Source organism: Microbispora sitophila (assembly GCF_014892245.1).
Classification (GTDB): Bacteria; Actinomycetota; Actinomycetes; order Streptosporangiales; family Streptosporangiaceae; genus Microbispora; species Microbispora siamensis.
This window is the reverse complement of record NZ_JADBGC010000017.1, coordinates 108,226-134,208: the sequence shown is the minus strand read 5'-3', so window position 1 is coordinate 134,208 and position 25,983 is coordinate 108,226. Positions and strand designations below refer to the sequence as shown.

The 25,983-nt window shown below is 70.4% G+C and carries 21 protein-coding genes and 3 pseudogenes; 13 read left to right on the top strand and 11 right to left on the bottom strand.

All coding sequences use genetic code 11. The annotated features are described in order from the left end of the window. The first annotated feature begins 149 nt into the window (after positions 1-149). Complete coding sequence (locus tag IL992_RS29150; RefSeq protein ID WP_319018895.1) at positions 150-1,628, top strand: peptide MFS transporter; 1,479 nt, start codon at positions 150-152, stop codon at positions 1,626-1,628. A 3-nt stretch (positions 1,629-1,631) separates the two neighbouring features. Here IL992_RS29150 and yczR read toward each other — a convergent pair whose 3' ends face one another. Continuing rightward, on the bottom strand, positions 1,632-3,065 hold the full coding sequence (gene yczR, locus IL992_RS29145) for a MocR-like transcription factor YczR (RefSeq protein WP_193206563.1): 1,434 nt from the start codon (positions 3,063-3,065) through the stop codon (positions 1,632-1,634). Positions 3,066-3,129: 64 nt separating this feature from the next. Between yczR and yczE the strand changes: the two genes are divergently transcribed. The 5 genes from yczE (at position 3,130) to IL992_RS29120 (ending at position 10,884) form a co-directional block, all read left to right on the top strand. Further along, positions 3,130-3,768, top strand: coding sequence for a membrane protein YczE (yczE, locus tag IL992_RS29140; RefSeq protein WP_193206562.1), 639 nt, complete (start codon positions 3,130-3,132; stop codon positions 3,766-3,768). Beyond that, positions 3,765-4,301 (top strand): hypothetical protein, encoded by a 537-nt coding sequence (locus IL992_RS29135; RefSeq protein WP_193206561.1) that lies wholly within the window; start codon positions 3,765-3,767, stop codon positions 4,299-4,301. Before yczE ends, IL992_RS29135 begins: the two co-directional genes overlap by 4 nt. A 29-nt stretch (positions 4,302-4,330) precedes the next feature. Continuing rightward, on the top strand, positions 4,331-6,109 hold the full coding sequence (locus tag IL992_RS29130) for a glycoside hydrolase family 15 protein (RefSeq protein ID WP_193206560.1): 1,779 nt from the start codon (positions 4,331-4,333) through the stop codon (positions 6,107-6,109). Positions 6,110-6,391: 282 nt separating this feature from the next. Continuing rightward, complete coding sequence (locus IL992_RS29125) at positions 6,392-8,839, top strand: metallophosphoesterase (protein WP_193206559.1); 2,448 nt, start codon at positions 6,392-6,394, stop codon at positions 8,837-8,839. 260 nt (positions 8,840-9,099) lie between these two features. Beyond that, positions 9,100-10,884, top strand: coding sequence for a glycoside hydrolase family 15 protein (locus tag IL992_RS29120; RefSeq protein WP_193206558.1), 1,785 nt, complete (start codon positions 9,100-9,102; stop codon positions 10,882-10,884). A 93-nt stretch (positions 10,885-10,977) separates the two neighbouring features. Here the strand turns inward: IL992_RS29120 and IL992_RS46655 are convergent, their stop codons facing one another. Together IL992_RS46655 and IL992_RS47855 are read right to left on the bottom strand one after the other, a co-directional pair. Next, the gene (locus IL992_RS46655) at positions 10,978-11,286 is read right to left on the bottom strand and encodes an ATP-binding cassette domain-containing protein (RefSeq protein ID WP_449843670.1); all 309 of its coding nucleotides are present in this window, start codon (positions 11,284-11,286) and stop codon (positions 10,978-10,980) included. Positions 11,287-11,565: 279 nt separating this feature from the next. After that, positions 11,566-12,036 carry a transporter substrate-binding domain-containing protein gene (locus tag IL992_RS47855; protein ID WP_264295110.1) on the bottom strand — a complete coding sequence of 157 codons (471 nt, stop codon included), beginning with the start codon at positions 12,034-12,036 and terminating at the stop codon, positions 11,566-11,568. Positions 12,037-12,038: 2 nt separating this feature from the next. On the opposite strand from IL992_RS47855, the pseudogene IL992_RS49055 reads away from it, so the two are divergent. From IL992_RS49055 to IL992_RS49040, 4 genes and pseudogenes are all read left to right on the top strand, one after another. Continuing rightward, positions 12,039-12,364: pseudogene (locus tag IL992_RS49055) on the top strand (FadR/GntR family transcriptional regulator). Between the two features lie 58 nt (positions 12,365-12,422). Further along, positions 12,423-13,163: pseudogene (locus tag IL992_RS49050) on the top strand (gamma-glutamyltransferase); the annotation flags it as partial. Positions 13,164-13,188: 25 nt separating this feature from the next. After that, a pseudogene (locus IL992_RS49045) lies at positions 13,189-13,923 on the top strand (gamma-glutamyltransferase); the annotation flags it as partial. A 28-nt stretch (positions 13,924-13,951) separates the two neighbouring features. Further along, entirely contained in the window at positions 13,952-14,593 is a 642-nt protein-coding gene (locus tag IL992_RS49040; RefSeq protein WP_193206555.1) for a sulfite exporter TauE/SafE family protein, read from the top strand. A gap of 209 nt (positions 14,594-14,802) precedes the next feature. On the opposite strand, the gene IL992_RS29085 is transcribed toward IL992_RS49040, so the two are convergent. Both IL992_RS29085 and IL992_RS29080 read right to left on the bottom strand, forming a co-directional pair. Then, the gene (locus IL992_RS29085; RefSeq protein WP_193206554.1) at positions 14,803-15,411 is read right to left on the bottom strand and encodes a TetR/AcrR family transcriptional regulator; all 609 of its coding nucleotides are present in this window, start codon (positions 15,409-15,411) and stop codon (positions 14,803-14,805) included. A gap of 255 nt (positions 15,412-15,666) precedes the next feature. Beyond that, positions 15,667-17,538: an amidohydrolase gene (locus IL992_RS29080; protein ID WP_193206553.1), complete on the bottom strand. Its 1,872-nt coding sequence runs from the start codon at positions 17,536-17,538 to the stop codon at positions 15,667-15,669. A gap of 134 nt (positions 17,539-17,672) precedes the next feature. On the opposite strand from IL992_RS29080, the gene IL992_RS29075 reads away from it, so the two are divergent. Next, complete coding sequence (locus IL992_RS29075; RefSeq protein WP_193206552.1) at positions 17,673-17,837, top strand: hypothetical protein; 165 nt, start codon at positions 17,673-17,675, stop codon at positions 17,835-17,837. 53 nt (positions 17,838-17,890) lie between these two features. Here IL992_RS29075 and IL992_RS29070 read toward each other — a convergent pair whose 3' ends face one another. The 5 genes from IL992_RS29070 to IL992_RS29050 all read right to left on the bottom strand — a co-directional run bounded on the left by IL992_RS29070 (position 17,891) and on the right by IL992_RS29050 (position 21,983). Further along, positions 17,891-18,784 carry a GNAT family N-acetyltransferase gene (locus tag IL992_RS29070; RefSeq protein WP_193206551.1) on the bottom strand — a complete coding sequence of 298 codons (894 nt, stop codon included), beginning with the start codon at positions 18,782-18,784 and terminating at the stop codon, positions 17,891-17,893. Between the two features lie 160 nt (positions 18,785-18,944). Then, complete coding sequence (locus IL992_RS29065) at positions 18,945-19,844, bottom strand: SDR family oxidoreductase (protein ID WP_193206550.1); 900 nt, start codon at positions 19,842-19,844, stop codon at positions 18,945-18,947. 93 nt (positions 19,845-19,937) lie between these two features. Continuing rightward, complete coding sequence (locus IL992_RS29060) at positions 19,938-20,690, bottom strand: SDR family oxidoreductase (RefSeq protein WP_193206549.1); 753 nt, start codon at positions 20,688-20,690, stop codon at positions 19,938-19,940. Between the two features lie 42 nt (positions 20,691-20,732). Further along, on the bottom strand, positions 20,733-21,740 hold the full coding sequence (locus tag IL992_RS29055) for an aldo/keto reductase (RefSeq protein WP_193206548.1): 1,008 nt from the start codon (positions 21,738-21,740) through the stop codon (positions 20,733-20,735). Between the two features lie 45 nt (positions 21,741-21,785). Next, positions 21,786-21,983 carry a hypothetical protein gene (locus IL992_RS29050; RefSeq protein ID WP_193206547.1) on the bottom strand — a complete coding sequence of 66 codons (198 nt, stop codon included), beginning with the start codon at positions 21,981-21,983 and terminating at the stop codon, positions 21,786-21,788. A 422-nt stretch (positions 21,984-22,405) separates the two neighbouring features. Here IL992_RS29050 and IL992_RS29045 point away from each other — a divergent pair, with 422 nt between their 5' ends. Then, positions 22,406-23,434: a DUF4331 family protein gene (locus tag IL992_RS29045; protein WP_193206546.1), complete on the top strand. Its 1,029-nt coding sequence runs from the start codon at positions 22,406-22,408 to the stop codon at positions 23,432-23,434. A 28-nt stretch (positions 23,435-23,462) separates the two neighbouring features. Here the strand turns inward: IL992_RS29045 and IL992_RS29040 are convergent, their stop codons facing one another. Further along, positions 23,463-24,338, bottom strand: a complete 876-nt coding sequence (locus IL992_RS29040; protein WP_226873961.1) for a LysR family transcriptional regulator — start codon at positions 24,336-24,338, stop codon at positions 23,463-23,465. A gap of 266 nt (positions 24,339-24,604) precedes the next feature. Here IL992_RS29040 and IL992_RS29035 point away from each other — a divergent pair, with 266 nt between their 5' ends. Beyond that, complete coding sequence (locus tag IL992_RS29035; RefSeq protein WP_319018893.1) at positions 24,605-25,933, top strand: CHASE3 domain-containing protein; 1,329 nt, start codon at positions 24,605-24,607, stop codon at positions 25,931-25,933. The last annotated feature ends 50 nt before the right edge of the window (positions 25,934-25,983 follow it).

Sequence of the window (25,983 nt, the reverse complement as noted above, 5' to 3'; positions counted from 1 at the left end):
GAGGACAAGACCCCGATGGTGGTAAGCACGGCGGGGTGTGCTATAGACGGCCATCATAATCGGACAAACAAGACATAAAGGCAGGTAAGGTACACGGGATGATGCGTGATCGGGGGGATCGCATGGCATCCGGAAGATCGGGTCCGCCGGTGGGCGATCGGACGTTCTTCGGCCATCCACGGGGGCTGGCCACGCTGTTCGGCACGGAGATGTGGGAGCGCTTCAGCTACTACGGCATGCGCGCCATCCTCGTGCTGTTCCTGACCGCGCCCGTCACGCGCGGCGGCATGGGCCTGCCCGAGACGACCGCGGTCGGCATCTACGGCGTCTACATCGCCTCGGTCTACCTGCTCGCCCTCGCGGGCGGCTGGCTCGCCGACCGGTTGCTCGGGGCGCGCAGGACCGTGCTGTGCGGCGCCCTGGTCATCATGGGCGGCCACGTCAGCATGGCGATGCCCATGGGCGGCGGGTTCGTCTGGCTCGGCCTCGTACTGATCGCGCTGGGCAGCGGGCTTCTCAAGCCCAACATGTCGGCGCTGGTGGGCGAGCTGTACCGGCACGAGGACGACGCCCGGCGCGACTCCGGCTACACGATCTTCTACATGGGCATCAACCTGGGCGCCTTCCTCGGCATCATGATCGTGCCCTGGCTCCAGACGGGCGGCCGCTGGCACCTCGCCTTCGGCGCGGCGGCGGTCGGCATGGCCCTCGGCCTGACGCAGTACGTGCGAGGCCGGGCCACCCTGTGCGGCGCCGGCGAGGAGCCGGACCACCGCCTGACACCGGACGAGGAGCGGCGCGTCAAGGTCGTCGCGGGCGTCTCGCTCTCCGTCGGCGGGGGCGCGCTGGCCCTGTGGGCGCTCAGCGGCACGCTCACCGTGGACCGCTTCGCCCTCGTGCTCACGGTCGTGACGGCGGCGGTGCCGGTCGCGTACTTCGCCTTCCTGTTCTCCTCGCGCGAGGTCACCGCGGAGGAGCGGACCGGGCTGTTCGCGTACGTGTGGCTGTTCCTGGGCGCCGCGATCTTCTGGCTCGTCTACGACCAGGCCGGGAGCGCGCTGCTGCTGTTCGCGAAGAACGACACCGACCTGAACGTGCTCGGCTTCGCGGTCCCCCCGGGCTGGGTGGGCAACGTCAACTCGCTCGCGATCATCATCGTGGCCCCCCTCTTCGCGGAGATGTTCCTCAAGGCGGGCACCCGCATCAGCACACCGCTCAAGTTCGCTGTCGGCCTGGTGATCGTCGGCCTGAGCTTCGTCGTCATGTCGGTCGCGGCCGGCGTCGCCTCCGGCGGGGTGAAGGTCTCGATCATGTGGCTGCTGTCGGTCTACCTCATCCAGACCGTCGCCGAGCTGTTCCTCAGCCCGGCCGGGCTGTCGGTCACCAACAAGCTCGCCCCCCGGGCGTTCGAGAACCAGCTCATGGGCCTGTGGTTCCTCGCGATGGCCCTCGGCGACTCCGTCGGTGGCCAGGCCTACCGGCTGACCAAGGTCGTGCCGATGCCCGTGTACTTCCTCGTCCTCGCGCTCGCCGCGGTCGCGGCGGGGCTCGTCATGCTGCTGTTCGTCCGCAAACTCCGCACGCTGATGGCCGAGCACCACGTGCCGCCCGTGCCCACGCCGAGCTGACGCTCACAGGGTCGGCGTGAGCGGCGTACACGGGCGATAACCGGCGGGGTCGCGGGCGATGCGGCGCACCGCCTCCTCCATCACGGCCGGTGGCTGGGTGAACGGCAGCCGCAGGTAGCGCTCCAGCGTGCCGTCCACGCCGAACCACGGGCCCGGAGCCAGCCGTACGCCGCGGGCGGCGGCGGCCTCGGCGACCGAGCTCGCCACCGGCCCGTCGAGCCGCACCCACAGCGAGCCGCCGCCGCGCGGCGCCGTGAACGCCCAGCCGGGCAGTTCCTCGCGCAGGACCGCGGCGAGCGCCGCGCACGACGCGCCGAGCGCCCGGCGGCGCTCGGCGCGCGCCTCCTCGGTCCGCTCGAACAGGCGCGCCACCACGAGCTGCTCGAAGACCGCGCCCGCGATGTCCACGGCGGCCCGCAGCCCGGCCAGGCGGCGGATGGTCGCGGCGCCGGCCCGGATCCAGCCGACCCGCAGGCCGCCCCACCACAGCTTCGAGGCCGAGCCCACGCTGATCACCCGGTCGCCGATGCCGAACGCGGCCAGCGGCGCCGCCCGCGCCGTCTCGTCCAGCGCGATCTCCGCCCAGCTCTCGTCGGCGATCAGCGTGACTCCGTGCCGGCGGGCCGCCTCCACCAGTTCGGCGCGAGCGGCGTCGGCCATCAGGTGGCCGGTCGGGTTCTGGAAGTCGGGGATGACGTAGGCGAGGCGGGCCGCCGACTGGCGCATCGCGCTGCTCATCAGGTCGAGGTGCCAGCCGTCCTCCTGGACGCCGACCGGCACCAGGCGGGCTCCCCGCATCCGGGCCGCGTCGATCGCGTGCGGGTAGGTCGGCGACTCGACCAGCACCGGGTCGCGTGGCCCGACGAACGCCGACATCAGCAGGTGGATGGCCTGCTGGGCCCCGGCCGTGACGAGGATCTGCTCGGGCCGGGTGGGCAGCCCCCGCTCGCCGTACCTGCGGGCGATCGCCTCACGCAGCGGCGCGAGCCCGGCCGGGTGGTAGCCCATGCCCAGCGCGTACCGGTGGTAGGCCCGGCCCGCCTCCTCGATGGCCTCCCCGAGCAGGGCGCTGGCCGGGGGCGCGGCGGAGTGCAGCGGCAGCAGCCCGTCGTCGTCGGACGCGAGCCACGGGTTGTCGGTCCCGAGCGCGCCCGCGTCGGGCAGGGCCGCGCGGCTGCCGGATCCCTGCCTGCTCTCCAGGTAGCCCTGCTCGCGCAGCCGGTCGTACGCGGCGGTCACCGTGGTGCGGCTCACGCCGAGGGCCTCGGCCAGGTGCCGCTCGGCCGGCAGGCGCACCCCCACGGCGAGCCTCCCGTCGAGGACCAGGCCGCGTACGGCTTCCGCGAGCGCCCGGTAGTAGGGCCGCGCCTCCGGCGTGCCTCCCGCACCGTTCCGGACGAGCCGGGCGAGCTGAGGGGCGCTGAGATGCCGGTCCATGAAGGCCAATTTCTCCGATTGGCTCTTTTCCCGCAACCCCACCGGCCTGCACGATGGCCCGACTATGACCGAACTCTCCCTCCCCCGCCCCCGTTCGCTCCCCCTGCGGCTCTTCCGCCTCTACACCGGCCTGGCGCTGTACGGCGCCGGAATCGCCCTGCTCGTCAGGTCCGGACTGGGACTCGACCCCTGGGAGGTCTTCCACCAGGGCATGTCGGTGCGCACCGGGTGGTCGATCGGCCTGTGCATCAACCTGGTGGGCGCGCTGGTGCTGCTGCTGTGGATCCCCCTGCGGCAACGGCCCGGTCTCGGCACGATCAGCAACGTCCTGGTGGTCGGCACCAGCGCCGACGGGGTGATGGCGCTGGTCCCCGCGCCCGCGGCCTGGCCGGTCCAGTGGGCCTTCCTCCTGGGCGGCATCGTCGCCATCGCCGCCGCCTCCGGGCTCTACATCCACGCGGGCTTCGGCCCGGGGCCGCGCGACGGCCTGATGACGGGCCTCAACCGGCTCGGCCTGTCGATCCGGCTCGCCCGCACGGTCGTCGAGATCAGCGTGCTTGCCGTGGGCTGGCTGCTCGGTGGCACGGTCGGGATCGGCACGGTGGTGTTCGCCCTGACGATCGGCCCGGTGACGCAGGTCTTCATGAAGCTGTGGGCTCCCGCCGGGGACACCGCCCGGCCACCGGGTACGAAGCCGTCATGATGAGGCGAGCGCTCTGGGAAGGCCTGGTCGCCGGGGCGGCCGGGGCTGCGGTGATGACCCTCGGCGAGAAGGTGGAGCAGCGCCTGACCGGGCGGCCCGGCTCCTACGTGCCTGCGCGGGTCCTCGAACGCCTGACCGGCATGGCCGAGCGGTCCGGGCGCGCGTCCGACGCCGTGAACTGGGCCATGCACTACGGCGAGGGCGCCCTGCTGGGGGTCCTGCGCTCCGTCATGGCCCACGCCGGGCTGCGGGGCCCGTGGTCGTCGGCCAAGTTCGCCGTGGTGCGGCTCACCAACGACCAGATCCTGGAGAACGCCACGGGGGTCGGCGCGCCGCCCCCGACCTGGCCCCGCCTCGAACTCGGCGTCGACCTGCTCCACAAGGCCGTCTACGCCTTCGCGACCGGGGTCGTGGCCGACGCCCTGGCGGGCCGTACGGGACCGGGCCCCGGGCAGCGGCACGCGCGGGTGCGCCCGGGCCGGCAGGCCGACGTGGGACCGCTGCCGAGGGAGGAAGCCCACGCCCGGCGCTGAAGGGGATCTGAGCGCGGGGAGGTGAGCGCATGCGGATCGAGGACTACGCCCTGATCGGGGACACGCAGTCGGCCGCCCTGATCGGCGTGGACGGCTCGATCGACTGGCTGTGCCTGCCGCGGTTCGACTCCCCCTCCTGCTTCGCCCGGCTGCTCGGCGACGAGCACAACGGCTTCTGGCGGCTGGCCGCCGCGGGACGCGACAGGGCTGCCCGGCGGGCGTACGTCGAGGACTCGCTGGTGCTCGCGACCGACTGGGAGACCTCCACCGGGACGGCCAGGGTGGTCGACTTCATGCCGGTCCGCTCCGGCAACCCGGACCTGGTCCGGGTGGTGGAGGGCCTGTCCGGGGTCGTGGAGATGACCACGGAGATCCGCATCCGCTTCGACTACGGCCGGATCGTGCCGTGGGCACGCCGGGCGGGCGGCCATCTGCACGCCGTCGGCGGCCCCGACTCGGTGTGGATCCACTCGCCCGTCCCGCTGTGGGGCGGCGACTACCGGCACGAGGCGACGTTCAGGGTCGCCGCCGGGCAGCGGCTGCCGTTCGTGTTCACCTGGAACCCCTCCCACCAGCCGCAACCCCAGGCCATCGACCCCTTCGCCGAGCTCGGCCTGACCATCCGGCTATGGCAGGACTGGGCCGCCCGGTGCGGCTACCGGGGCCGCTGGCGCGACGCCGTGGTCCGCTCGCTGATCACGCTCAAGGCGCTGACTTACAGCCCGACCGGCGGCATCGTGGCCGCGCCGACCACGTCGCTGCCCGAGCACGTCGGCGGGGTGCGCAACTGGGACTACCGCTACTGCTGGCTGCGCGACGCATCCATGACGCTCGACGCGCTCCTGCGGGCCGGGTACCTCGAGGAGGCGGACGCCTGGCGCGTGTGGCTGCTGCGCGCCATCGCCGGCCGCCCCGAGGACCACCAGATCATGTACGGCGTGGCCGGAGAACGCCGCCTGCCGGAGATGACGCTCGACTGGCTGCCCGGGTACGAGGGCTCACGCCCCGTCCGCATCGGCAACAGCGCCGCCGGCCAGTTCCAGCTCGACGTCTACGGCCAGGTGGCCAACGCCCTCTACCGGGCGCGCAAGCAGGGGATGCCGCCCGACGACTACACCTGGTCGCTGCTGGCGAAAGGGGCCGTGTTCCTCGAGCACAACTGGGACCGGCCCGACGAGGGACTGTGGGAGGTGCGCGGCCCCCGCCGCCACTTCGTCCACTCCAAGATCATGGCCTGGCTGGCGATGGACCGCATGACCCGGGGGGCCGCGGAGCTGGGCCGTACCGGGCCGTTCGACCGGTGGGGTGGCCTGCGCGACCGCATCCACGCCCAGGTCTGCGACAAGGGCTACGACCCCGAACGCAACACCTTCACCCAGTCCTACGGCTCCCGCGAACTGGACGCCGCCCTCCTGCAGATCCCCATCGTCGGCTTCCTGCCCCCCGACGACCCCCGCGTCATCGGCACCGTCGAGGCCATCGAACGCGAACTCATGACCGACGGCTTCGTCCTGCGCTACCCACTGGCAGAGGACAACCCCGTGGACGGCCTCCCCGGCGGCGAAGGCGCCTTCCTCGCCTGCAGCTTCTGGCTCGCCCAGGCCAGAGCCATGACCGGCCGCCACGACGACGCGGTCGAACTGTTCGAACGCCTCGTCGCCCTGTCCAACGACGTCGGCCTCCTCGCCGAGGAATACGACCCCAGAACACGCCGCCAACTCGGCAACTTCCCCCAGGCCTTCAGCCACATCCACCTGATCCACACCGCCCAGGCACTGAGCGGGGACCTGGCTCGGCTCACCGCCTGATGCCGGTCCGCGATGTCCGGAGGAGCATCGGTCCCTCACCCCGCGGTCCCGCCGCGCGGACCGTCGGCCGCAGAGGGCTCCTCGCGGGGAGCGGCCCGGGCTGTTGGCGGCTCCAGTCTCCGGAGTGACTCCGCCAGGAGCGCGGCCAGGTGCATCCCCCTGCCGGCCGGGCGTTATCTGTTCGAATAGCCATGTTCATACCTCTTTCAACTCTTCGTCGGAGAGGTGATTTAGCGTCCGATGTGATCATCTTTGTGCCTATTGGGGAGTGTGAGGCGGAACGTGTCACTCGCGACGAGGCTGTTGTCACCACTGGCCGCGGCCGCCACGGCGATCATCTCGGTGGCGCCCCAGCCGGTGCAGGCGGCGGGGGACGAACTCGAGCGGATCACGGCTGCGGTGGATCCCGCTCGGCCGCCCCAGGACCAGATGGTTCTCGCGGTGATCGGCGATTACGGCGGCTGCGGTGTGGACCGTACCTGCGCCGAGGAGTACCAGGTGGCCGACATGGTGCACTCGTGGAATCCCTCCGCCATCCTGACCGTCGGCGACAACACCTACCAGCAAGGATTGCCCGATGAGGTGGTGAAGGCCCAGGCGCCGTACAAGGCCGACATCGACGCGGGCCGCTTCTTCCCGATCATGGGTAACCATGATTACGGCAACGGATGCAGCCCGGAGAGCGTCCAGCCCAGCGTGGACCACTTCAAGGTCCCGGTGGCCTACGTGGCGGGCTTCGGCAACGGCCTGGTCGACTTCGTCAACCCCGACGCCAACTGCCAGCAGTCGTCGGGCGCCACGATGCCGCCCATCTACGACCGCTACAAGAACACGGTCACCCGCAGCACCGCCGAGTGGGTGCTCACCGGCGAGCACCAGCCGATCTTCTCTTCCGGCAAGGCCGGCAACAACCCCGATCGGTCGTGGGTGAAGCTGCCCGAGGTCGACCTGATCCTGGCGGGCCACGATCACCACGCCGAGCACATCGTCACGGCAGACGGTTACAACATCGCAATCACCGGAAACGGCGGCGCGGGCCTTACGCCCATCTTCAGCGTCGCTCCCGGCAGCAAGTTCCGTGATGCCGAGCACTTCGGGGCCATGCGGCTCACGGTCACGAAGGAGTCGCTGAAGGCCGAGTACCTGTCCCTGGGCGGCAAGGTGGACTACTACTTCATCCTGAAGAAGGACGCCCAGGGCAGGGCCTACATGGCCGAGCGCTCCGACTGGGCCGATCCGGATCCGCCCGTGAAGAACCCCGTGCCCAACAAGACCTCCGTCTCCTTCGACGTGGCGGCAGGCAAGAGCGACGGGCTGACGTACAGCGACTACGAGGACGGTCCTTTCCGCGAGACCACCGTCGACGACCGCAAGGCGCTCGAACTGCAGAAGAACCCGTTCGGCGGTGCCAACCAGCTGTACATGTTCGTCGACGACGCGGCGATCTCCGGCGGACCCTACAAGGTCAAGGCCACGATCAGCTATCGCTCCCCCGTCGCTGGGTCGTTCTTCCTCCAGTACGACTCGGCGAACAGCGGATCCGCCTACCAGAAGTCGACGCCGGTCTCGATCGGCGCCGACCAGGTGAGCCGGTGGCAGACCACTACGATCGAGATCCCCGACATCCGATTCACCAACCGCCAGAACGGAGGCGCCGACCTGCGCCTGTCCGCTCCGGCCAACCTGCAGCTCGCCATCTCGGCCATGAAGATCGACGTCGTCCCGCCCGCGCCCCGGGTGACCCATGTCTCCATGGACTTCTCCGGCGAGTCCGACGGTCTGACCTGGATTCCCTACGAGAGCGGTCCGGCGCACGAGATCACCGTCGACGGCCGCCGCGCCCTGCAGGTGGACAAGAACCCCTTCAACAGCGGCAACAATCTCTACCTCGGGATCGACGACGCACACATCAGCGGAGGCCCGTACGACGCCAAGGCGACAGTCGAGTACCGCTCTCCGGTGGCCGGCTCGTTCGTCCTGCAGTACGACTCCGCGGCCACCGGGTCCGCCTACCAGAGCGCGTCGCGGGTGCAGATCACCCAGGCCATGGTGAACACCTGGCAGACCGTGACACTCGACCTGCCCCAGGCCATGTTCCGCAACCGGCAGAACGGCAACGCCGACATGCGAATCGTCGGCGCCAGCAACCTGCCCTTCATCATCGGGTCGATGAGCATCGACCTCACCGCGGGCCAGGAGGAGGCGCTGAAGGCGGCCAAGGACGCGGTGGCCGCCGCGGAGGCGGACCCGTCGGCCGCGAACGCCCGGGCCGCCGAGACCGCCATCGCCAAGCTTCCCGCCGGTGCCGACGCCGACGCGCTGACCCAGCGACTCGCGGTGGTGAAGACGATCGTCCAGGCGAAGGACCTGCTCGCGGGAATCGCCTCCAGCGGCCTCACCGATTCCGGTGAGATCGACATGGCCGTCGCCGACCTCGGCACGGTGACGGAAATCATCGATCGGCTGCCCGCGGACCGTCGTGGTTCCCTGCCGGAAGCCGCCGCGGCGGCCGGGCGGCGGATCGCCGAGGGCATCACGGCATACCTCGGCCGGCCGCCCCACGGCAAGCCGGGCGGCATCCCCCGGCCCTGGCTCGACCTGTTGATCTCCGACGTCTACGACCGGTACGGCGTCGACGACCTGCATGGCCGGGTCATGCGGGTCGTGACCGGCCACGCCACCGGTAAGGAGGTCACGGCAGCCATCGCGGACTTCCTCGCCACGCGATGACCTGTCCGGCCTTCTGACGGGCGGGCCGCGTCGCCTGCCCCCGGACACCCCGTTTCACGGGGACCGTCGGGGCGCCTCCCGCAACGGGAGGCGGCCCCTTCTTCCGGCACTCGGACCGGTCAGGTGGCCGGGGGACCACCGAGCCTCGATTCCCGACCGTTTCGGCGCGCGGGCTCCGGCATTCCGCCCGGAATACATTTTTCGACGGACGTGAGCGATCACGGATGAGACGGCTGCCTGCTCCGGGTAGCGTGACGGGCATGCGGATCGAGGACTACGCCCTGGTGGGCGACATGCAGTCGGCCGCCCTCGTCGGCCGGGACGGCTCGATCGACTGGCTGTGCCTGCCGCGGTTCGACTCCCCCTCCTGCTTCACGCGGCTGCTCGGCGACGAGTCCAACGGCTTCTGGCGCCTGGCCCCCGCTGGACACGAGCAGGCCACGCGCCGCGCGTACGTCGAGGACACGCTCATCCTGGAGACCGTCTGGGAGACGCCCACGGGCGCGGTCAAAGTGATCGACTTCATGCCGCCCCGGCACGCCAACCCCGATCTCGTACGGATCGTGGAGGGCCTGTCCGGCACCGTGGAGATGACGACGGAGATCCGCATCCGCTTCGACTACGGCCGCATCGTCCCCTGGGTGCGCCGCAGGAACGGGCACCTGCACGCCATCGGCGGCCCCGACTCGGTCTGGATCCACTCCGGCGTCCCGCTCCGCGGCGGCGACTACCGGCACGAGGCGACGTTCACGGTGACCGCCGGGCAGCGGGTGCCGTTCGTGTTCACCTGGCACCCGTCCCACCAGTCGGAGCCGGAGCGGATCGACCCGCTGGAGCAGCTCGCCGAGACCAGGCTCCTGTGGCAGGAGTGGGTCTCGCGGTGCGGTCACCAGGGCCGCTGGCGCGAGGCCGTGGTCCGCTCGCTGATCACGCTCAAGGCGCTGACTTACAGCCCGACCGGCGGCATCGTGGCCGCGCCGACCACCTCGCTGCCCGAGCACGTCGGCGGGGTGCGCAACTGGGACTACCGCTACTGCTGGCTGCGCGACGCCTCCATGACGCTCGACGCGCTGACCGGCGCCGGGTACGTCGAGGAGGCCGCCGCCTGGCGTTCCTGGCTGCTGCGCGCCATCGCCGGCCGCCCCGAGGACGTCCAGGTCCTGTACGGCGTGGCCGGAGAACGCCGCCTGCCGGAGATGACCCTCGACTGGCTGCCGGGCTACGAGAACTCGGCGCCCGTGCGGATCGGCAACGGCGCGGCGACCCAGCTCCAACTCGACATCTACGGGGAGTTCGTCGACGCCCTCTACCAGGCGCGCAAGCAGGGCATGCCGCCGGACGACCACGCCTGGGCCCTGGTCACGAAGATCATGGAGTTCTTCGAGCACAACTGGGACCAGCCCGACGAGGGACTGTGGGAGGTGCGCGGCCCCCGCCGCCACTTCGTCCACTCCAAGGTCATGGCCTGGGTCGCGGCCGACCGCATGGTCCGCGTCATCGAGGAGCTGGGCCGGCGCGGCGACGTGGAGCGCTGGCGTGCCCTGCGCGACCGCATCCACACCGAGGTCTGCGACAAGGGCTACGACCCCGAACGCAACACCTTCACCCAGTCCTACGGCTCCCGCGAACTGGACGCCGCCCTCCTGCAGATCCCCATCGTCGGCTTCCTGCCCCCCGACGACCCCCGCGTCATCGGCACCGTCGAGGCCATCGAACGCGAACTCATGACCGACGGCTTCGTCCTGCGCTACCCACTGGCAGAGGACAACCCCGTCGACGGCCTCCCCGGCGGCGAAGGCGCCTTCCTCGCCTGCAGCTTCTGGCTCGCCCAGGCCAGAGCCATGATCGGCCGCCACGACGACGCGGTCGAACTGTTCGAACGCCTCGTCGCCCTGTCCAACGACGTCGGCCTCCTCGCCGAGGAATACGACCCCAGAACACGCCGCCAACTCGGCAACTTCCCTCAGGCGTTCACCCACATCCACCTGATCCGCACGGCCCAGGCACTGAACGGAGCCGGCCGGTCGATCGGTTCACCATGCTGACGCCACCGAAGAGAAGCCCGATGGAAGCGGTGGCGAGCAGAACGGCGACAGCGAGGACCAGGCTGATGCGCAGGCCGTGACGGAGGAAGTCGATCAATGGACGATCTGCGTGAGAAAGCGCCGGGTCCGGTCGTGCACGGGGGCGCTGATCATCTGCTCGGCGGGGCCTTCCTCGAGGATCCGGCCAGCAGCGTCCATCATGACGATACGGTCGGCCGCAGCCCGGGCGAAACCCATCTCATGCGTGACGACGACCATGGTCATCCCTTCGTCGGCACGCTCGCGGATGACGGCGATGACCTCCCCGACCATCTCGGGGTCGAGCGCACTCGTCGGTTCGTCGAAGAGCATGACCGCTGGACGCATCGCGAGGGCCCGCGCGATGGCGACCCGCTGCTGCACCGAACGGCTCCCCCGCCGTGACGAACTGGCCGGGCTGCTGCTTCATGACGTAGGCCGCGGTCTCGAGGGTTGTCGCGTAGGCGTCCACGAGACCGAGCTTGAGCTGCTGCAGGGCGTCCGAGTCCTTGGCGAACAGCCGAATGTCGATGGCTCCGCCACCGGATGACGTGCACTTGGAGTTCGCCTGCTTCAGATGGTCGGCCACGGTGGTGCCGGTCTGAGCCGCGGCCTTCTTGCCGCAGAGGCCGTCCAGTCCCGTGACCGCCGAGCCTCCGGCCTTCACGACAACCGTGTTCGAGCTGTTGAGGTACGGAACGAAGTCGACGACCTTCTCCCGCTCGGGCTTGATGAACAGCTGTGCGACAAAGTGGCGTCGCACTGCTTGGCCTGCAGCGCCGGGATAATGCCGTTGAAGCCGGTGTTCGCCCAGACCGCCTTGACCCCCATCGCCTTCGCGAGGGCCTCGCCGAGTTCGATTTCGGCGCCGGCCGGCTTCTGATTCGCATCGAGGAACTCGAGCGGCGGGGCGCTGACGTCGGAGCAGAAGGTGATCTCACCATCCTTCAGCAGCGCGCCCGCCGGTACGGATACGGCCCCCGTTCCCGCGGCCGGCGCCGCGTCGGCGCCGGTTGACGCCCCTGCGCCGGCGGACGCCCCGGTCGAGCTCGATCCGCTCCCGCATGCCGCGAGCAGGGTCGCGGCGAGGGCGACGCAGGCCGCGCGTGCACCGTGCGACTGCAGTTTAGTCATCGGTGTCGCCCCCGGCCGAGATCGACGCGCTTCGCACCCTCTTGGAGGAAAGCGAGGCCGCGGCGCGAAACGGCGATCAGTCCTTCGAGCGGTATGCCGTCCTCGACGTGGATTTCCATCTCGCGCGGGCCCGGATGACGCACAACCCGCTGCTGAGCCGAAGTCACGGCAGGCGGCGCTGCAGTCGGCGCGCCGGGTTCAGGTATCCCTGGCCGCGCACAAGAAGATCTACGCCGCCGTCGCCGACCGCGACCCGGAGTCCGCTGCGGCGGCGATGCGCGAACACCTGGAGCAGATCCAACAGCTCATCGTCGCCCACGTCCGCTGAACTTCGTCTCCCGGTGTCCCCCGAAACGCCTGTCATCGCCCGAAGGGCCTTGTGAACCGTGTTTTCTCCCTCCGTGGCACCCGGTGACCTCCCCGTGCCGCCCCGCGAGGCATCGGGCCGATACGCCATCGCCAGCCCGCACGAACTCGCCTCTCAGGCGGGCGCGGACGTGCTCCACGGCGGGGGCAACGCGGTCGACGCCGCGCTCGACGCAGCGGCCGTCCTGGCCGTCGTCTACCCGAACCAGTGCTCCGTCGGGGGTGATCTCATCGCCCTCGTCGGCCTGCCGGACGGGACCGCCCACGTGCTCAACGCGAGCGGGCGTGCCCCCAGGGATGCCGACATCGACGCTCTGCGCTCGCGGTACACCCACCTGCCGGTCGACGGCGCTCTGGCCGTGACGGTGCCCGGGGTCGTCGACGGCTGGCACGAGCTCGCCCGGCTCTGGGGGACCAGGCCGGTGTCCGCCGCCCTCGCTCCGGCTGCGATGCTCGCCCGGGACGGGGTCCCGGTGAGTGAGGGTCTCGCCCGCGACCTCGCCCGGGAAGCCGCCCGGATCGCCGCCGACCCCGGCCTGTCGGGGGTGCTCGTCAGGGAAGGGGCAGTCCTCGGCCCCGGCGCGACGATGCTCCAGCCGCGACTGGCCGACACGCTCGAACTCATCGCCGCGCACGGGCCGGAGGCGTTCTACACAGGGGAGGTCGCGGCTTCGCTCGTACGGCTGCTGCGCGACAACGGCTCAGCGATGACCGTCGGGGATTTCGCGGCGCACCACTCGACGCTGAAGCAAGCCGCTCGCGGCGCGTTTCGGACCGGAGGAGTACCTGGCGAGCGCAGGCAACACCCAGGGGGGCTTCTTCCTCGCCGGCCTGCGGGTGATCGACGTGCTCGCCGAGCGGCTCGAGCACATCCTCGACCCGCTCGGAGCCGACACGGGCCCGCTCGCTCGAACCCTCGCCCGGCTCGCCGTCGAGCGGGACCTGCGGCTCGGCGATCCCGGGCAGGACGGTGCGATGGACCCGTGGACGGCGTCCATCCTCGAATCGCCCACAGCAGCGGAGCGCCTCGCGGACCACATAGTCGCCAACCCAGCGACGCCGCCCCTGGCCAAGACGCCCAAGCCGCTCGGCGACACCGTCGCCGTCGTCGCCGCGGACGGTTCCGGGCAGTGGGCCTGTCTCATCCAAAGCGTCTTCCACGCGTTCGGATCTGGCCTGCTCGACCCTGGGACGGGTGTACTGCTGCACAACCGCGGCGCCGCGTTCAACCTCACACCAGGCTCCGCCGGTGTCCTTGCCGGCGGACGTCGTCCACCCCACACTCTCATGCCCGTGCTCGTGCGGGACGCCACAACCGGGCGGCTGGTCGGTGCGCACGGCACGATGGGCGGCCGGGCACAGCCGCAGATCCACACCCACCTCGCGCTCAACCTCGCCCTGGGACGCGGCCCGTACGAGTCGGTCGCCTCACCGCGCTGGGTCGTCGGGGCGATGGAAGCCGGCAAGGTCGGCGCGCCCGTCGTCCAGTGCGAGACCGACGTGCCCGAGACGGCACAACGGGCGCTCACCGCCAACGTCACCAACACCCTTGGTCTCATACGGGGTCCTTCATGGGCGCTCACGGCTACAGGGCCGATCTCACCGGGCAGCGATCGCTGGTCGTCTGGCTGGGCTCGGCCTCGATCATCGGGGCGATCCTCGGCGCCGCGCTGCTGCTCGCCCTTCCCCCGAGGCGTTCAAGGCGATCGTCCCGGTACTCATCACGCTTGCCCTGGTTCTCGTAGTCGCCGGCCCCGCCATCAACCGCCGGCTCGCGGCCCGCCACGCGTCACGGGGGCACAAGCCGCGTCTTACCCTCCTGTGGGCGACGGCCGGTGCCGGAACGTACGGAGGTTACTTCGGCGCCGCTCAGGGAGTGCTGCTCATGGGCCTGCTGGGGGCTCTGCACGGCGGGGACGTCCAACGCAACAACGCCGTCAAGAACCTCCTCACTGGAGCCGTCAACCTCGTCGCGGCGGTCGTGTTTGTCACCATCGCCGCACTGCCGGACGTCGCGCTCATCGCGACTGGGTCGGCCCTGGGCGGGGTGATCGGGGCCCGTGTCGGACGCCGGCTGCCACCGTGGGTGCTGCGCGGCCTGATCGTCGTGGTCGGGATCGTCGCGATCGTCAAGCTCCTCGCGTCCTGCCCCAGAGCGGGACACCTCGCGCGAGGCCGGCGCCGACGGTGACGAGTATCAGGGAGCTCTCCTACCACTGATCGTCGGGGACGCGTCCGAGGCGGGCGCGGCACGCGTACGGAGCCACCTGCTGTGCTGGGGCGGCCTCGTGACGTGGCCGCCGCTCGGACCGAGCGGGCCATCGCCGGCTCGTCAGCAGGCCGGTTCGAGAAAGGAGCGGTCGAGTCGGCGGACGGCAGGAAGTGGCCGTCGGGCGGGCCTCACGACGTCGGCACGACGCCCAGTTCGTCGCCGGCGTGCCTCAGGGCGGCCCGTACGGCTTGCGCGCGGCTGAGCCTCCCGATGAGCACGTGGACCGCCAGCCCGTCCAGCAGCGCGTTGAACCACGGCAGGAACTCCTCGACGGCGATCGAGCGGAACACTCCGCTCGCGGCGCCGTCACCGATGATCGCCGCCAGATCCCGCAGCCAGCCGCTGTCGATCTCCTCCGCCGTGCGCCTCATCTCGTCGTTCGTTCCCGAACGAAGCCAGGCCTCCAGCCAGAGCTTCCAGGAGACGTCGCGGCTGTCGACGGGCAGGTAGAGCTGGACGTAGCGGTCGAGCCTCTCCTGGGGGTCGACGATCTCGCTCAGCTCGCTCGCGCGGCGCTCGGTCAGCAGACGTTCGGTCCAACGGAACGTCTCGGCGAGGATGCGGTCGCGGGACTCGAAGTAGTAAAGCACTCGCGCGGGGCTCATCCCGGCCCGCTCGGCGATCCGCTGGACCTGGATGTCGGCGACGGGATGTTCCGCGATCTCGGCGAGCGCGGCCTCAAGCACCTTGAGCCGGGCCTGGCGGCCGCGCTCCTGCGTCTTGGTCCGGTCAGCCATCCCGCCCGTCACTATGAAGGAGGAAACCCTGTGAAGGATATCTTTCCCTATCGGAGGATCGGCCAGATGGCGCGTCCCGAAGCGGAGCTCTGGGCGACCCAGGACGCGGTGGACCAGCAGCCGTCTTCCATGGACGGTCAAGGCGGGCATCACGGTGGGACACGAAGACCTCCGTGCGTGGTGTGGAGCCTAGACACCTCCACCACACCGGAGGTCTTCCTATCGATCAAGCTGAAGCGTTGACAACGCTCGTGGTCACTGCACCTGGAACCTCCGGTCGACCCAGACCTTCCTGCCTCCGACCATGGTCATCAGGACGTCCGTCTTGGAGATGTCGTCGAGCGGCACCTTGGTGATGTTCTGGTTGAGGACGACGAGGTCGGCCAGCTTGCCTGGCTCCAGCGAGCCGGTGACCTTCTCCTGGTGCATCTGGTAGGCGCCGTTGATGGTGACCGCGCGGATCGCCTCGGGCAGCGAGAGGCCCGGCAGAGCGTTGACCTTCCCCGCGTACTGCGGGAAGTCCTTGCCCCAGTCGGCCTCACGCAGGATGGACACCTCCAAGCCGAACCACTCGTCGAACGGATCGAGGCAGCAGTCGCTGCCCAACGAGACCTTCCCGCCCCCGCGCGTGATCGGCTCGGTGGGTTCGTACAGGTCGAATCGCTTGCCAAGATATGGCTTGACCGCCTCTGTGGAGTCCGGTGCGGGCTTGGCCCACTGCAGACCCATCGACGCGGTCACGTCCAGGGTGCCGAACCGCTTGTAGTCGGCGGGGTCGACCACTTCCGCGTGGGCGATGGTCTGATGCGCCCTGAGGGAGGGGTTCGCTTTGCGCGCCGCCTCGAACGCGTCCAGCGCGGTCCTGACCGCCCGGTCGCCGATGGCGTGGATGTGAGCCTGATACCCCTGCCGCTCGAGCTCGGTGACGACCGGGTTGAGCAGCCTGCCGTCGATGTACAGTTCCCCGCGGGCCGACTTCCCCGTGCGCGGCTTGCCCTTGACGTCCAGGTACGGCTTCAGCATGGCCGCGGTCTGCGCCGGGTACTGGGCGATGCCGTCGAGGAAGATCTTCACACCGTCGACGGAGATGCCGGGCTCCGCCACCAGACGTGGCCCCTTCTGCTTGCCCGGACGCCAGGAGCGCACCGAGACGGGGATCTCCCGGGGGTGCTCCAGTTCCTTGCGGATCGCGGCGAGGCGCTTGTACAGCGTCTTGGGTTTGCGCAGCTCACCGACGTCTGTGAAGATCGCGAAGTGCGCGCGGGCGGTCAGACCACCGTCTTTCCTGAGTTGCTGGAAGGTCCTGATGGTGTCGGGATCGCTCCCCGGCACGAAGAAGCTGGTGATGCCCTCTTTGCTGAAGTCCCGCATCCGCAGGGCCGCCAATTCGACGGTGCGCTTGGCGGAGATGGGGGGCGGTGGCGGGATCAGCTTGGTCACCAGGTCGGCGGCGGCATCTTCGAGCAGGCCGTTCGGCTCGCCGTTCTTGTCGTGGTTGATCCGCCCGGCCGGGGGGTCGGGTGTGTCCTTGGTGATCCCGGCCAGGTCCAACGCCTTCTGATTGACCAAGATGGTATGCCCGGTGACCGCCGCACTGACGACGATAGGTCGCTCGGTGCCGAGCGCGTCGAGCATGCGTTTGTGCGGCGTGGTGCCCGCCGGCCGCAGGAACTGCATGTAGAGGTTCGTCACCTGGAGGAAGTCGTCTGGCTTGCTGCCCAGTTCGGGATCGGCCAGGCAGTCCCCGACCCGGCTCTGGAACTGCTCGACCGTCAGCGGCTCGGCCTTGAGGTCGCAGGTCTTCTGGTCGCTGCGGCTGATGTCATGTATGTGCCCCTCGTGTAGGCCCGGCATCACCATGCGGCCCTTGAGGTCGATCACCTCGGTCTTCCTGCCGATGAAGCGCCGCACGCCCGCGTCGTCACCGACATAGATGATCTTCCCTTCGTCGATCGCCATCGCCTGGGCGACGCTGTCACGCGCATCCACCGTGTAGATGAACCCGTGACGCAGCACGGTGTCCGCACCGATCGCCGGGAGGGTCTCTGCACCTGCGGGAATGGCAGTGCCGACGACCAGGGGAAGTGCCGCCGACATCCCGAGCCGGCGCCACCTGTCTTTTCGCATGGATTACTCCGATCGGTCCCACAGGCCTGAATTTGAATCAAATTAAGAAGCATGCGAGGGGGACGTCAAGGGCCGGCGTGCTCCCGCCGACCGGACGGCAGCCGCCGCTCCAAGGGCGAGTCCACGGCAACGGCATGACCTGGCTCGCGCCGCTTGTCGACGTCAGCCGCGGTGGTACACGTTCCAGCGCTCTGATCGTGGCCCGGTTCGGCATCGGCTGTGTGTTCGGCCCGATGGTCACGGTCGCAATGCACGCGGAGTCCAGGACGGCCGGGGCTGCCTCTGACGTGCTGAACTGAACGCAATCAGGCGGATCGGCATGATCACCGGCAGCGCCGACCGCGCTGGCCCGCTACGCCGAGCGGCGGTAGCCGAGGCTCCTGGCGCACTCGCGGAACCCGAGCGACCGGTACAGCCGGGCGGGCACCGGATAGGCGTCGTCGCCGCGCGGGCTCACCACGGCCCGCCGTGCGCCCGCCCGTCGCACCGCGTGCAGCGCGGCCAGGCAGACGGCCCGGGCGAGGCCGCGCCGGCGGTGGCCCGGTGCGGTGCCCGCCGGTTCGATCCGGGCGGCCCGGTTGGCCTCGTCCAGCCAGACCAGGCAGAACGCCGCGGCGCGCCCGTCCGGCGCCGCGGCGACCCAGTCCAGATCCGGCCGGTACGGCCAGGCCCGCCGGACCGCACGGTAGCTCTCCTCGGTCACCCTGGACGGATGGAACGCCGCCCGGTGCGCGGCGACGCGCTGGGGGACGTCGGCGTCGCCCACCGCGCGCAGGCGGTATCCGGCGGGCGGGCTCGGCTCGGGCAGGCCGTCGGCCAGGTCCATGACCATGTGCACAAAGAAGGGCCCCTCGCCCGTACGGCGGTAGCCGTGCCGGTCGAGCGCCGGGAACAGGTGCGTCTCGGTGCTGGAGACCGTGACCGTCCGGGCCGGCCGGGGTGCGGTAGCAGGTGCTGTCGCGGCGAACCAGTCCAGGACCTCGTCGGCCAGTGAGGGGTGCCCCGGATCGGCCACCAGGCCGAGGTGGCCGGAGTCGGCCCATCCCCACGCGGCGGTCGTGCCGCCGGCGTCCCAGAGCATGGTCCGCCACTCGTGCTCCCTCCCCGCGTGCTGGAAGCGTTCCCACGCCAGGTCGCCGACGTGCCAGGTCGCTCCCGGCGACCACAACCGGCCGGCGAGGTCCTGCATGGCCCGCAGGTCCTCTGCCCCGGCGTACGGTCTGCGGTCGAAGCGCGCGCTCGTCATGCCGATCAGTCTCACCCCGGCCGGCGTGTCCCCGCACATGATTTCCCGCGCGACCATACGGGCGGCGCGGTCCGGACGGTGCGCTTCGGGCGAAGAACGGCGGAGGGGCTTCCGGCCGTAGGCCGGAAGCCCCTCCGAAGAGGTGCGGTCGTACCAGTCCTCAGTTGCCGCTGGACGTGACGGTGAGGAGGTCGGCCAGGCCGACGCGGGTGAGGAACTCGCGGCGGATACGGTCGGCCACTTCGGAGACTTCCTCGGAGCCGTCGTTAGCCGGGTCGATGTGGACGCGGTAGGGACGCCGACCGGCCGGCAGGGCCACGATGCGAGCGATCTCAGCGGAGACCATCGAGGCGTCGGCGTCCGCAGGGAAGAGGCCCGCGAGCTTCTTGGCGACCTGGTCCACAAGCCCGGGGTACTTGGTCTCGTACGCGGCCTCGACGTCGGTGTCCTTGGGCCTGCCGGAGTGGGCGAAGTGGTTGGTGCCGCTGGTGAACGACCCGGGCACGACGATCGAGGTCTCCACGCCCCAGCGGGCCAGCTCGGCGGCGTAGCTGACGGCAAGGGAGTCCATGCCCGCCTTGGCCGCGAAGTAGGGACCCAGGTACGGCGGGGTGCCACCCTTGACGCTGGAGCTGGACACCCAGATGACCAGCCCGCGGCCGGCGGCGCGCAGGTGGGGAAGAGCGGCCCGGTTGACGCGCTGGGTGGACAGGACGTTGACGTCGTAGAGCTCGGCGAGCTGTTCGGGGGTGAACGCCTCGACGGGGCCGGTGACCATGTGGCCGGCGTTGTGGATCAGGACGTCGATACGGTCGTGCTCGGCGATGACCTGGGCGACGGCGGCGTCCACGGACTCCTGGGAGTTGACGTCGAGCTCGATGGAGCGCAGGTCGACGCCGTGTTCGCGGGCGTACTCGGCGGCGGCCTCGACCTGGGGGGCGTTGCGGGTGGTGGTCTGGCGCATGCCGGCGTAGACGGTGTTGCCCTGGTCGGCCAGGGCGCGGGCGGTGAGGGCGCCGAAGCCACTGGAGGCGCCGGTGATCAGGACGATGTTGCTCATGAGAGGTCTCCTCGACAGATGAGTGGAACGCGGAGGCGGTGGAAGGGGTGCCGGGTTTCCCGGCGGGCCGGTTGGCGTCACCGGCCCGCCGGGTCAGGCGATGCCGCCGTTGGCGAACAGGACCTGGCCGTTGACCCAGCGGGCGGGGCCGGCCAGGAACGCCACCGCCTCGGCGATGTCGTCTGGAGTGCCCAGACGCTCCAGCGGGGCGGCCTTGGCCAGGTTGTCGATCTCGGCCTGGTCCTTTCCGGCCAGGAACAGCGGGGTGGCGGTCGGGCCGGGGGCGACCGCGTTGACGGTGACGTCCCTGCCGCGCAGCTCCCGGGCGAGGATCGGGGTCAGGCCCTCGACGGCCGCCTTGCTGGCCACGTAGGCGCCGTAGGCGGGGAACAGCAGGCGGGTGACGGAGGTGGAGAAGTTGATCAGCGCGCCGCCCCGGCGCAGCCGGTGCGCGGCCAGCTGGGAGACGACGAAGGTGCCGCGGATGTTGGTGCGGTGCATCCGGTCCAGGTCGTCGAGATCGAGGGTGGCAAGGGGCGACAGCAGCATGATGCCGGCGGTGTTGACGACGACGTCGATCCCGCCGAACTCGCGCTCGACCGCGTCGAAGGCGGCGGCCATCTCGTTCTCGTCGGCGACGTCGCCGCGGACGAGGATGGACCTGGCGCCAAGCGTGGTGACGGCGTCGGCGACCTCCTGGGCGCGGTCCCTGTTGCCGGCGTAGTGCACGGCGATCGAGTAGCCGTCACGGGCGAGACGCTCGCAGACGGCGCGTCCGATGCCTCCGGAGGCCCCGGTGACCAGCGCGACGCGGTTCACGGTGTTGTGCGTGGTGGTGTCAACCATGGCAGATGTCCTTTCGAGGAGCAGTGAAGAGGTCGACCGGGGTCAGCGCTCGCTGTCGAGCGTGGCCATCAGCGGGGCGGCGTAGCGGTCGCCCGCCGCGGCCCCCACAGGGATCGCCGCCTCGATCTCGGCCAGGGTTCGGGCGTCGAGCACGAGGTCGGCGGCGCCGAGGGATTCGGCCAGGCGCTCGCGCCGGCGGGCGCCGACGAGGGGGACGATGTCGTCGCCCCGGGCGGTGACCCAGGCGATGCCCACCTGGGCGGTGGTCGCGCCCAAGCGCTCGGCGACCCGGCCGAGTGCCTCGACCAGGCGCAGGTTGGCCTGGAGGTTCTCGCCCTGGAAGCGAGGGCTGTGGGCGCGGAAGTCGCCGCCGCTCAGTTCCCGGGAGGCGGACCAGTGGCCGCTGAGCAGGCCGCGGGACAGCACGCCGTAGGCGGTCAGCCCGATGCCGAGCTCGCGCAGCGCCGGGATGATCGCTTTCTCCGGGCCGCGGGACAGCAGGGAGTACTCGATCTGCACGTCGCTGATGGGGGCGACGGCCGCGGCACGGCGGATGGTGCCGGCTCCGACCTCCGACAGGCCGATGTGCCGGATGTAGCCGGCCTGCCGCATCTCGGCGAGGGCGCCGACGGTCTCCTCGACCGGGATCCCCGGGTTCAGCCGGGCGGGCCGGTAGATGTCGATGTAGTCGGTGCCCAGGCGGCGCAGCGAGTAGGCCAGGCGGTCCTTGACCGCTTCGGGGGAGACGTCGTACGGGACGGGCTGGAAGGCGCCGTCAGGGGTGCGGCGGGAGCCGAACTTCACGCTGAGCACGATGCTGTCCCTCGGGCGGGACCTCATGGCCTCGGCGATGAGCATTTCGTTGTCGCCGGAGCCGTAGAAGTCGGCCGTGTCGATGAGGTTCACGCCCGCGTCGAGGGCCGCGTGCAGCGTGGCGATGCTCTCGGTGCGGTCGGCGGGGCCGTACAGGTCGGACATGCCCATGGCGCCGAGACCGATGGCGGATACCCGGGGGCCGTGGCTGCCCAGTGTGCGGGTCGGGATGGTCATCGTGGTTCTCCTCGGATGCGGATCGGCGGTCGCCGGTGGTCGGTGTCAGGCGCGGTGGAGCAGGCTGGTGACGCCCATGCGGCGGGCCAGGCGCAGGCGCAGTTCCTCGGCGGCGCCGTTGACGACCTCCGCTCCGTAGTCGAAACCGTCGGCGACGGGCACGCCCACATCGGGGCGGGCGACCCGGTGGAACAGGTAAGACGGATCGGCTCCGCGGGGTGCCTTCGTCCTCGCCTGCGGCACAAGATTCCCTTCCGGAGACGGCGCCCCACAATCGAGCGCACACCAACGCCCGTTGTGGGGCAGTCCCCACGCCTGGCTCGGGAAATCCTGAGGAATCGCAGCTGGAGACGCTGCGGCTGCGGGCCCCGATCAGGTCGCGCGAGGGGGGAGCGTGCAGCCCCTGGAGCCCTTGTTTGCCTGAAGAGGGTTTCGTGGGGTTGACCCCACAGCTCGGCATGGGGACGGCAACCCGTGATGTTGGAGGTGTCTCGACAGCCTTGGACGCGCGCTGTCAGCAGGCTGGAGCCAGGAAGCGAGGCGGGCGGAAGCCGGACGAGACATCGCGAACCGCGGCTCCTCTCAGCGCGGCTGAGACGTTGCCGCTCCGGTGGCCGTGAGCCTTCCCTGCCCGCCGATCCAGCGAGAGAAGATGCGAGAGCGCCATGTCCCACCACCTCGATTCGCCCATCGCCCGCCAGGACCCGCGCCTGGACATCACGGACCTGTACGTCTTCCGCGGAGAGCGGGGGACGGTGTTCGTGACGAACCACAGTCACTCGCTCGCCGGCGAGGACATCCCGCGCGGGCTGCACCCGGAGGGCCGGTACGAGTTCAAGATCGACGGCAACGGTGACGCCGTCGAGGATCTGACTTACCGCTTCACCTTCGCCGACGCCGACGGGGCCCAGGACTACGAGCTGCGCCGCCTGGCCGGCGCGGAGGCCCGCGACGCCTTCGCGGCCGGCACGGTGATCGCCCATGGGCGCACCGGCGAGGCCGTCGAGCTCGCGGGAGGTGGCCGGGTGTGGGTCGGCAAGGCGGGCGACCCGTTCTGGATCGAGCCGGACGTGCTGCACGCCGTCGGCCACGCCTTCCAGGACGGGACCGTCGTCGATCTGTCCTCCTGGAACCCGGCCGAGGCGAAGAACCTGTTCGCCGGGCACACGGTCTATTCGATCGTCCTGGAGGTCCCGGACGAGGAACTGCTGCCGGTAGCGGGAGACGGCCGCCGGATCGGCGTGTGGGGCCAGACCTGGCTGGCCACTGACGCCGGCGGGTGGCGTCCGATCAACCGAGCCGGGCTGCCGATGATCCACCCGCTGTTCACCCAGTTGAACGAGGACCTCGGTGACCGCCTCAACGAGAACGTCCCGGCCGACGACATCGAGATCTACGGCAAAGTGCTCACCGACATGGTGGCGGGCGTGGTGCGCGCCTACGGAACCGCCGAGGTCCCGGAAGCCTACGCCCGGGCCGTCGTCAGCAGGATCCTGCCCAACGTCCTGCCGTACACCGTCGGGACACCCGCTGTCTACGGGTTCGCCGAGTGGAACGGCCGGTCGCTGACCGACAACGCTCCCGACGTCATGTTCTCCTTCGCTGCCAACACGCCGATCGCTCTCGGCATCGGGAAGGAGTCGGTGACGGCCAAGCCGTCCTCCGGCTTCCCCTACGTGCCCTCCGTCTCCTGACGCGGGCGCCGGTTGTGGGCCTCTCGGGCTACTCGCCGAGCCTCAGTGCAGTCCGGGCGGCCTCGACGAAGTCGGTGACGAGCGAGGACGGCCGCGTGTCGTCCCACGCGAGGGCTACCCGGCCCGGCGGTACGTCGGTTACGGGGACGTAGGCGATGTCGGGGCGCGGGAAGAGGGCCGCCACCGGGTCGGGTATGAGGACGACACCGCGTCCCGCTCTGATATAGCCGAGGAGTTCCTCCATGTCGTGGAACGCGGGTCCCCGCGACGGCTCGGCGTTCCAGACGGCCGCCCAGTCCGGGTCGGCGTCGGCGTAGCGCAGGATCGGTTCGCCTGCGAGGGCGCTGATGCCGATCGCGGCCTCACCGGCCAGGGGGTGATCGGCCGGCAGGACGACGCTGAGCCGCTCCGGGTAAAGGGGCAGGACCTTCAGTCCTTCGGCATCGATGGGCAGCCGGACGAAGCCGATGTCGACTGTCCGATCCAGGAGCGGCTGCTGCTGGTTCCACCAGCGGATGCGGACCAGTTCGAGCGGCACATCGGGATGGCGGGCGGAGAACGCGTTAACGGCGGCGGTGACATCCGTGCCGAGCATGAAGCCGACGGTCACCGTGCGCTCCCCTGCGCCGATGCGACGGACCCGGTCCTGGACCGCCTGCCCCGCGGCCAGCAGAGTCTTGGCGTCGTCGAGGAACTGCTCGCCGGCGGCGGTGAGGGTGACGTTCCGGCTGGTGCGGGTGAAGAGCTCGACCCCGAGGTCGCGCTCCAGTTGGCGTACCTGGCGGGACAGTGCGGGCTGGGTGACGTGCAAGGCGAGGGCAGCCTGGCCGAAGTGCAGCCGCTCGGCGACGGCCACGAAGTACCGCAGCTTGCGCAGATCGAGATCCATCGGATTGTCGAGCATCCCACTCCCCCTTCCTGCACGGATGCCTTCCGGTTATGGGTCGCACCACAACAGGCATTGGACCTGCCTATAACTGTGGCTGCATACTCTCCTTGAATACCTGGTCCCCAGCACGGTGAACGGACGGCTGTCACCATGATCCGCCTCTCCTCGCGAACCTCTGCCGCCGGCGCAGCGGTTTCCATCACTGGGCGGGCATGAGAGTAAGACGAGGATACGAAGGTCCGCGACTGGGACTTACGAACCTCACGATTGCGGCGAGCGGCGTGCTCGCCTTATTGATCGGTGTCACGTTCGCCGTCCTGCTGTGGGAGATCGCCGATGCGAACAGCGCCACATCGGCGAGACGTGCTTCTCGGACGGCCCTCGTCGAAGCCGGCAGCCTGGAACAACTGGTCCTCGACTTCGAGACGGGGCAGCGCGGCTTCGTGATCACCAAGCGTGAGGAGTTCCTCCAGCCGTGGCAGGCGGCACGGAAGGAGCTTCCCGCACAGGCGCGGAGGTTCACCGGGACCGCCACCTCTCCCGAACAGCGGCGCATCGCCGAACAGATCGTGCGGGGCGTCGACTCTTTCGTGTACGACTACTCGGTTCCGCTCGTGGAGGCGGTCCGGCAAGGAGATCCCGCCGCGTCCGGTCTTGCGGCGACGGCCGAGGGGAAGCGGCGCGTCGACGCCTTGCGGGCCCGGTTCGATCAGTACACGGCGGACGAACGCGGCAAGCTCGCGGCGCGCGAAGACATCGCCGGGGCCAACGCCCGGCGAGCGGTGATCGCGGCAGGTGTGGGGCTGGCCGCATCGACTGCGCTGGTAGCCGCTTTCACGGTGCTCCAGCACCGCGCCGTCGTGCGGCCGGTCCGTAAGGCCGCGGCTGCGGCGGGGCGGCTCGCCACCGGCGATCTCGGGGTGCGGATCGCCCCCAGCAAGGTGGCGGAGATCGACGCGCTGGGGGCCTCCTTCAACAGCATGGCGGGCTCACTGCAGGACAGCCGCAGGCGCATCATGGAAAGCGTCGAGGAGGTACACCGGCGTACGGCTCGGGACCTGCACGACGGGGCGCAGCAACGACTCGTCAACCTGATGATCGGGCTCCGGCTCGCCCGGGAGCTGGTCCCCGATACGGAATCGTCCGCCACTGAGCTGCTGGACCAGTCCATCGCCGACGCGAAGACGGCGATCGACGAGCTGAGGGAGCTCGCGTCGGGGATCTACCCGCTCGTGCTGACGGTGAAGGGGCTGGTGGCGGCGGTGCAGGACCTGGCGACCCGCTGTGCGATTCCCGCCGTCGTGGAGAGCAACTTCGACCAGAGGATTCCCGCTGCCGTCGAGTCGAACGCCTATTTCGTCGTGGCGGAGGCCGTGACGAACGCGGTCAAGCACGCCCAGGCGTCCCGGATCGACATCTCCCTCGAGCTCGAGGAGGTCCTGCGGATCCGGGTCGTCGACGATGGTGTCGGCGGTGTGGGCGCCGCCACGGCCGGCAGCGGTCTGACCGGGCTGGCCGACCGGGTAGCCGCCTTCGACGGCGTGTTGACCATCGAGTCGCCCCCGGGCGGCGGCACGACGATCCTGGCGCGGATCCCGATGCCGGCCTGAGGCCCTCCGGGGGTGAATGTGGGGTTGGCCCCATGGTCTGCACGTTGTCC